Source organism: Cetobacterium sp. (assembly GCF_051653945.1).
Taxonomy (GTDB): Bacteria; Fusobacteriota; Fusobacteriia; order Fusobacteriales; family Fusobacteriaceae; genus Cetobacterium_A.
Genome location: NZ_JBOFXD010000046.1, coordinates 1 through 7,320, shown reverse-complemented (window position 1 = coordinate 7,320; position 7,320 = coordinate 1). Strand labels below are relative to the sequence as shown.

8 protein-coding genes are annotated in these 7,320 nt (G+C 24.4%); all 8 read left to right on the top strand.

All coding sequences use genetic code 11. The features are described from left to right. Window positions 1-330: 330 nt before the first annotated feature. A complete protein-coding gene (locus ACRC8M_RS04595) occupies window positions 331-2,148 on the top strand; it encodes a hypothetical protein (RefSeq protein ID WP_438528071.1) in 1,818 nt (605 codons plus the stop codon). A 9-nt stretch (window positions 2,149-2,157) separates the two neighbouring features. After that, complete coding sequence (locus ACRC8M_RS04590) at window positions 2,158-2,871, top strand: ParA family protein (RefSeq protein WP_438528070.1); 714 nt, start codon at window positions 2,158-2,160, stop codon at window positions 2,869-2,871. After that, window positions 2,858-3,517, top strand: coding sequence for a hypothetical protein (locus tag ACRC8M_RS04585; RefSeq protein WP_438528069.1), 660 nt, complete (start codon window positions 2,858-2,860; stop codon window positions 3,515-3,517). Before ACRC8M_RS04590 ends, ACRC8M_RS04585 begins: the two co-directional genes overlap by 14 nt. A 16-nt stretch (window positions 3,518-3,533) precedes the next feature. After that, window positions 3,534-4,529, top strand: a complete 996-nt coding sequence (locus tag ACRC8M_RS04580) for a hypothetical protein (RefSeq protein ID WP_438528068.1) — start codon at window positions 3,534-3,536, stop codon at window positions 4,527-4,529. Window positions 4,530-4,745: 216 nt separating this feature from the next. Beyond that, complete coding sequence (locus ACRC8M_RS04575) at window positions 4,746-5,405, top strand: macro domain-containing protein (protein WP_438528067.1); 660 nt, start codon at window positions 4,746-4,748, stop codon at window positions 5,403-5,405. A gap of 13 nt (window positions 5,406-5,418) precedes the next feature. Continuing rightward, window positions 5,419-5,973, top strand: coding sequence for a TIR domain-containing protein (locus ACRC8M_RS04570; RefSeq protein WP_438528066.1), 555 nt, complete (start codon window positions 5,419-5,421; stop codon window positions 5,971-5,973). A 14-nt stretch (window positions 5,974-5,987) separates the two neighbouring features. Then, complete coding sequence (locus ACRC8M_RS04565) at window positions 5,988-6,722, top strand: toll/interleukin-1 receptor domain-containing protein (protein ID WP_438528065.1); 735 nt, start codon at window positions 5,988-5,990, stop codon at window positions 6,720-6,722. 75 nt (window positions 6,723-6,797) lie between these two features. After that, window positions 6,798-7,320: hypothetical protein (locus tag ACRC8M_RS04560; RefSeq protein ID WP_438528064.1), on the top strand; the 523-nt coding region annotated here is incomplete at its 3' end.

Below are 7,320 nucleotides of genomic sequence, written 5' to 3'. Positions count from 1 at the left end.
AAAAAATTAAGAAAGTATTGGTTTAAGTATTGATTTATTTAGGTTTCTTAGATTTTATTAAATATAAATTAATAGGATATAACTATATAAATTAATAGGATATATTTTATAAATTAATAGGACACTTCTTATAAATTAACAGGATATATTTTGTAAATTAATAGGATATATTTCAAGAATATATAAATGAGTAGGATACTTTTTTATTAAAATAAGTATTTTTTATAAAAAAAATATGTTATTATATAAAAAATGCAAATGGATAGGATATATTTATATTGAAAAAAGGTAATTATATCCTGTTAATTTATACCTAGAAAGGATGGTAGCATGATAAAAAAGAAAGATAATGATTTTTCAGGAATAGAAATTATAGATGCAGGTTCTCCTTGTTTTTTGGAGGAAGATATTTATATCCCTGAAGATCTTGTTAAGAATAAATCTTTAATTCGTGTCGATATGAACATTGTTCAGTTTCCTGTTTTTTCTAAGAATACCAAACGTAAAAAAAATGAGATAACTACTTATTTTTTTAATAAAAACAGGGATACCTATATAACAGTTAAACCATCTCCAGGAGATTTAATACCAGGAGAAGCTGAAGAAAGAGTATTTATAGCTCTTATGAAGATTATGAAAGAAAAAGGCATGGAACAAGAATTTATTGTTTCAGCTTCAGAGATTAGAGACGCTGCTAAAATACATGCAAATAGTTATATTGCGGACATAAAAAAAGCTTTGTCAAGGTTATCGGAAACAAGTTATATTTTTAAAAATACTATGTATTCAAATGAAATGAAAACAGTATTAAAAGAAGAAATTAGTACTGCCATTTTGGAATACAAATCTTTACAGTTAAGTGAAGTTAGAAATAAAGATATAAAAAATAAAATAAATGATAAAAGAATAAAAGAAGTTTATATAATTAGAATATCAGACCATTTTTATAAGAATATCGTAAAGCGTGGATACCTAGTTTATGATTCAAATATTCTCCTTGATATAAATGGTGGTATAGCTAGAACACTCTACATGTTAATTGAGAAAATAAGATTTGATAATCTTTATATAAAAGAATCTGTATTTGCTTTAATAAAAAAAATACCATTAAAATATGAAAAGAAAAGTTTACCAATTACTATTAAAACTTTGGAAAAAGCTTTTAACGAACTAAAAAATAAAAATTTAATAAAAGATTTCAAGTTTTTAAAGCCTACTACATGGCTAGAAGCAGATGTTGAAGTTTATTTTGATGAGAAACATAATGAACTTAAGCAAGAGCGTTTTAATGAGGATAATAACGAATTAAAGAGTATTTATAATACACTTGCTATAAGTTTTACAGAAAAAAATATTGAGGAATCTACTCCAATAACTATAGTTACAAATGATATGATTTTTGAAATTTTAAATATAATGCCATTAAAAGCTAAAAGTTTAAAATCAATGCCAAAAACTATTAAAGATTCTTTAGAGAAATATGGATATGAAAAAGTAAAAGCAGCAGCAGTATATTTAGAAAAGCAAAAAAAATTGACTAGTCCTAGAGCTTATTTTTTAAAGGTTCTTGAGAATAATTGGGCAGATGATCTAATAATTAAAAGTTCAAATACTAAAAATTCTCAAAACTCTTTATTCGAAGATTTGAAAAATGATGATATAAAAGATTATAGTAATATTGAAACATTTTACAAATCATTATCTAGTATAGAACAGGATAAAATAGAAGAGAGAGCATATAAGGAATACATTAAAAAGTGTGGCCAAGAAACTAAAATTCAGCAATTGGCATTTAAGGCTGGAAAAAAACAAATTATATATACATATATTGAAGCTCATGCTGATGAGTACCTAAGCAAGAATAATAATCATATAGAAGAGGCTGAAATTATTGCAACTGGAGAAAAGCAAGTGCAAAATATTAAATACCAGGAAGAAAATAAGCCAAATCAAGTTTTAACAGATATAGTAAAATTTAATGAATATATTGATAAGAATATAGAAATTTATAGGATTGGATTGAAACTTTCTGAAGACGAAGTGTTAAGAATAAAAAAGAGTATCTTAATGGAACTAACACTTAAATTCATGATGAACGAACTAGAGTTAAATGATATAAATAACTCAATTATTAAAAACTTAAAGTAGGGAGGATAAATGGGAAAAGTTATTACAATAAAAAACAATAAGGGCGGAGTTGGAAAGTCATGGCTTACGCTACAATTAGCACATATAATTGCCTTAATTTTAGAAGATAAGAAAGTTTTAATTTTGACATCAGATTCTCAAAACAATATCTTATTATATGCGAATATATCAGTACCAGTTGTAAGTGGATTAGAAGATCATGTACTTAAAGGTGATGGTGATATAATATCTTTAAGAGAAAATTTATATTATATTCCTTTAATTAAGAATAATTTTACTAAAAAGTTTAGAGAAAAACTAAGAATTACAATAGATGAATTTAAAAAGGAATATGATTATATTCTTATAGATTCAGTTCCAGTATTAAATATTGACCAAGATTTCGTTGAGTTATCAGATAAAGTTGTTATTCCAACATTTTTAGATGCAGCAACAACTGAAGGTATAACTAAGTTGATGGGAGAGATAGATATTAATAAAATAGCTGCTATAGTTCCTAATAGATATACAAAAACAAAAGTTGAACAAGAATGGTATGATGATATAGCTAAAATTGTAGATGGAACAGATATATATTTATCAGAACCAATTAAACAAAGTGCCGTAATAACTGAGTTAATTCAAAAAGGTAAGACTATTTTGGAAACACAATCAAAAAAAGCTATAGAATTCCAGGATATTATAGGTGAAGTTGCAGGGGTGATATTACGTGAAGAAAAATAAGGTATCAGCAAGTATATTACAAAGTATGAGGGAAAAAGTTGAAACTAGAAAAGATTTAAAAGAAGTCGTTCTAGAATACAAATCAATTATTAACTATAGTGAATATGAATTAGAAAGTACAGATATTGAAAAAATAATAAAATGTGAAGAAAAAGTTGTTTCATCAGCTCAAAGTTTGAAAAAAGATTTATTAGATTTAGCTGAGGGATTAGCTGAAGCTCAGAAATTATTTGCTAATAATAAATCAGGAACTTTTCAAAAATGGTTTGAGTCATTAGGATTAAAGAAAACATTTGTCTACACATTGTTAAACAGACAAGAACTATACCTGGAGTTTAATGACGAAAAAGTTTTTCAAGTTCCTGAAAGAGTATTACCTGAGATAAAAAGAATAAAACAAAATATATCCCCGGAAGAAGTAAGAAGAATTATAAACTCTGATAAGCCTCTTGAAGAAGTAAAAAATATATCGTTCGGCAGCCGAACGATAAAAATGCCGAACTCAAAAAATGATGGGATAGAAGAGATTGAGATAATAGATAATGGCGGAGATAGAATAAAAGAGCTTGAAAATAAGCTGGCGGAGTATTATAGGAAGATAAAAGATATAGAATATGAGTTAAGTATTTTAAGAAAGAAAAGATAATTAAATGGGGGAAACAATGGATAAAATAGAAGAATTTATTCAATTTTGCTTGGAGAATAAAGAGAGGTTAAATACAAGAATTAAATATCATTATACAGATGATGGAGTAAATTTAATAAACTTTTTAGAAATAGCAAAAGTTATTTATGAAGAAGAAAATAGAGAACAATTAATCTTAGAATTAGAAAAGTTAAAAAACATAATGATGAATATTTGTATAGATGATCACTTTTTATATTCTAGTTATCATTACAATTCAGAAGAAAGAGATGAATATTATGATAATTTTTTAAAAAATATGGAGTATTTAAGAAATTATAATGGGTTTTGGAACAAAGAATATTTTATGGAATTATATAAATTGACTGAAAAAGATATAGATGATTTTAAAGAAAATATGAGAAAAAGATATGCACCCTCATTTGCTGAGAAAGCAGAAAAGCAAAATAATAAAATATTAATTGAAAAAGAAAAAGATAGAAAATTTATGGAAGATTACAGAGTAAAAGAAAATAATTTATCAGAAATTAATTTAAAAAAATATGAAAATAAAGAATTGAATAGAGTTAATATTGATATTAAAAAAGTGCATTATCCATTGGTAATAAAATTTTTTAAGAATAAAGAAATTATATCTATAAATAAATGTGTATCAAATTTAGCTTATAGTTTAAAGGCAAAAGAACACTTAGAATTTGATGATTTTAATATAGTTCATATAGAAGATTATTTGATAGATGATATAATTATAGAATATAAAATAAAATATGATCCAGAGTATAACTCTTCAGCTATAGTGCAAGATATTACTAAAGTTTTTAAATACAGAAATGAAAGTCAAGTAAAAAGGTATTATAAAGATATGTATACAATGCAAGCAATAAATAAAGTGGTTAATCTTTATAATGTAGGAACATTTACATTTCAATCTGGTAGAAAAATATATAATAGAGTTGAATTAGAAGAGGCTATTGAAAAACATTTAAAAAAAGATAATAAAAATATTAATTAAGTAATAGGAGATGATTATATTTTTAAGATAAAAGTAAATTTTTTTGATTTAACTATAATAAAAACATTTTTAACTATAGTTGGAATATTTAGTGGTTTTGTTACAATTTGGAGTATATTTTATACAATTGATTCAAATGATAAAAGTTACTATTTATTATTGCTACTAAAAATATCTGGAGTTATTTATGTTGGGTTATGGACATACGCAAATTTTATGAACAAAAGAACTCTAAACATAAACGGTTCTAAAGTTATTATAAAGGTAGGTGATATTTTTACAGAAGAGGGATTAAAAACAATTGCTTTTAATGAATATTTCGATACTATAGTAGATAACGAAATAATATCTGAAGCTAGTTTGAATGGAAAATTTATAAAAAAAGGTTATTATGATCCTCAAAAATATGGTATTTCTCCAAATGATTTAAATGATATTTTACTAAGTAATCGAAATATAAGTGATTATAAAAGAAATTTTAATCATAAAAGAGACCGTGGAAATAAACAAAAATTTTTATTAGGAACTTCCATCGTTTATGAAAATTATCTGATAACAGCAATGACAAAGTTTGATCATAAAAATAGAGCATACTTAACACAAAAAGATTTTATAGATTTTTTGATTAATTTTTGGGATCAAGTGGATACTTTATACAATGGACGAACTGTAATTATACCATTATTAGGATCAGGAATAACACGATTTTATGAAAAAATAGATATTCCAGATCAAGAATTATTAAATATAATAATTTGGACTTTTAAGATTAGTAGAAAAAAGTTTGCATACAATTCAAAGTTGGTTATAGTGATACATTATTCTAAACAAGATTATATAAATTTTTATAAATTAAAAAGATTAGAACGCATTTGACAAGGAGGAATTTATGGCATATAGAAATGGAACATATACAGCTTTTGATGGAAATGGAGAGGTTAATCCAACTAAGAGTGATTTTAGATATTATGGATTATTACAAGCATGGAATAATTTAAAGTCAATAGAGTTTAATTTTAGTGATAGTCATAAAAAAACTTATAAAGTGAAAGATTATAGCCTAAAGTTAACGTTAAGGAATAGATTGAAAGAAAGAATGAGAAATTCAAAAAATATGCTAATAATTTTATCTGATGACACAAATTGGGATAGAGGAGAATTAAATTATGAAATTGAGTTAGCTGTAGATGTATATAAAATACCATTGATTATTACATATCCAAAATTTGAATATATATTAGAGCCTAAATTACTCCATAATTACTGGCCAAAAAGTTTAAAAGAGAGAATACAGAATAAAACTGCAAATTGTATTCATATTCCATTTAAAGAAAAACCAATATTATCTGCGATTTCACAATTTTCAGTTCATGATAACAATATAAATCATCCATTGGCTCATTATACTGAAGAAACTTATAAAAACTGGGGAATTAAAAAATAAATAGGAGGAGTTTAATGGCTAAGAAAGGATATTTACTTCTAATTGATGAAATTCAAAAGTTAGGAGAACATAAAGGAAACTATAATTTTAAAACAGAAAAGGAAGAGTTAGAAAAAGAAGTTGAAAAAATGTTTGAAGAAGAAAAAATTCTTGATGGGGATAAATTAGAAGAATTATTTTTTCCTACAAAAAAATACGATTTTTTTATTTCATATTCACATAATGATGAAGATGTTGTTAAAAATCTAGCAAATTATTTATTAAATAAAGGATTTACAGTATTTTTAGACTCTAAGATATGGGGTTCAGCAGATCATTTATTAAAATTAATAGATGAGGAATATTGTAAAAATGGGGAAAGAAATTATGATTATGATAAGCGAAATTTTTCAACTTCACATGTCCATTCAATACTTAATTCAGCAATAGGCGAAGCAATTAATAAAAGTGATCATATCATTTTTACCAGTATTGAAAAATCATCTGAATTTATTTCTGAAAATAACGAAATAAAAATTTTATCTCCTTGGATTTATCAAGAGTTAAATTATTTTAATTTGTTCCACTATAATCAAAGAGTAATATTAGAAAATGTTTTAGGAGCAGAAAGTGCGAGGGATGATATAGTATCTAAGTCTTTAAAAATATGGAGAAAGGGGGACACGTCTAAATTAAATAGAATTACAATAGAAGATATAAAACAAATGTCAGTAAGAAATAAGGTTTCAAGTGAATTTATAAATTATTAATAAAGAAGTGTACATATTGTTCAGTCCTTTTTTATATTTTAATTATATTGGATTAATATTTTTAGGAGGATTGTGTTGAATATTGAAATTAATTTAAAAAAAGAATTATTAGAAAATTATAAAAAAGAAATGAATATAAATAAAATAGTATATAGAACTGCTGATGATGATAGTATTTTTTGTCAATATTTAAATTATTGCAGAAAGAGAAAAATTCCGAAGATTTCAAATGTCTATATGAATACTCAACCGTTTATTTTTTATAAATATCAAAAACAGATTGAAGAAATTGCAAATTCCTTAATTTTAGGAAAAGATTTAACTTATAGATTAAGTAAAACATCAAAAAATGCAGATAGAATAGATCAACTTTTGACATATTTTAATATATATCATTTTCATTTGGGTGATAAAATAGAGCATTTGGATGATGAGTTTTCAACAAGAACAGGGAATCTATTATTTGTATATATTAATAATAAGAGTGAAGCTTTTATTTTGGGCGTTTATCCTCATAAAGATTGGGTTAAAGATAAATGGTTTAATATTTTATATTTAAATTGGCCTGAAGAGTGTAAACCTTTCCAATTAAATGGTC

Bases quoted from the DNA above. Each gene is read 5' to 3' on its own strand.
- ACRC8M_RS04580 (WP_438528068.1), top strand. From the start codon at position 3,534: ATGGATAAAATAGAAGAATTTATTCAATTTTGCTTGGAGAATAAAGAG.
- ACRC8M_RS04590 (WP_438528070.1), top strand. From the start codon at position 2,158: ATGGGAAAAGTTATTACAATAAAAAACAATAAGGGCGGAGTTGGAAAG.
- ACRC8M_RS04570 (WP_438528066.1), top strand. From the start codon at position 5,419: ATGGCATATAGAAATGGAACATATACAGCTTTTGATGGAAATGGAGAG.
- ACRC8M_RS04595 (WP_438528071.1), top strand. From the start codon at position 331: ATGATAAAAAAGAAAGATAATGATTTTTCAGGAATAGAAATTATAGAT.
- ACRC8M_RS04575 (WP_438528067.1), top strand. From the start codon at position 4,746: ATGAACAAAAGAACTCTAAACATAAACGGTTCTAAAGTTATTATAAAG.
- ACRC8M_RS04565 (WP_438528065.1), top strand. From the start codon at position 5,988: ATGGCTAAGAAAGGATATTTACTTCTAATTGATGAAATTCAAAAGTTA.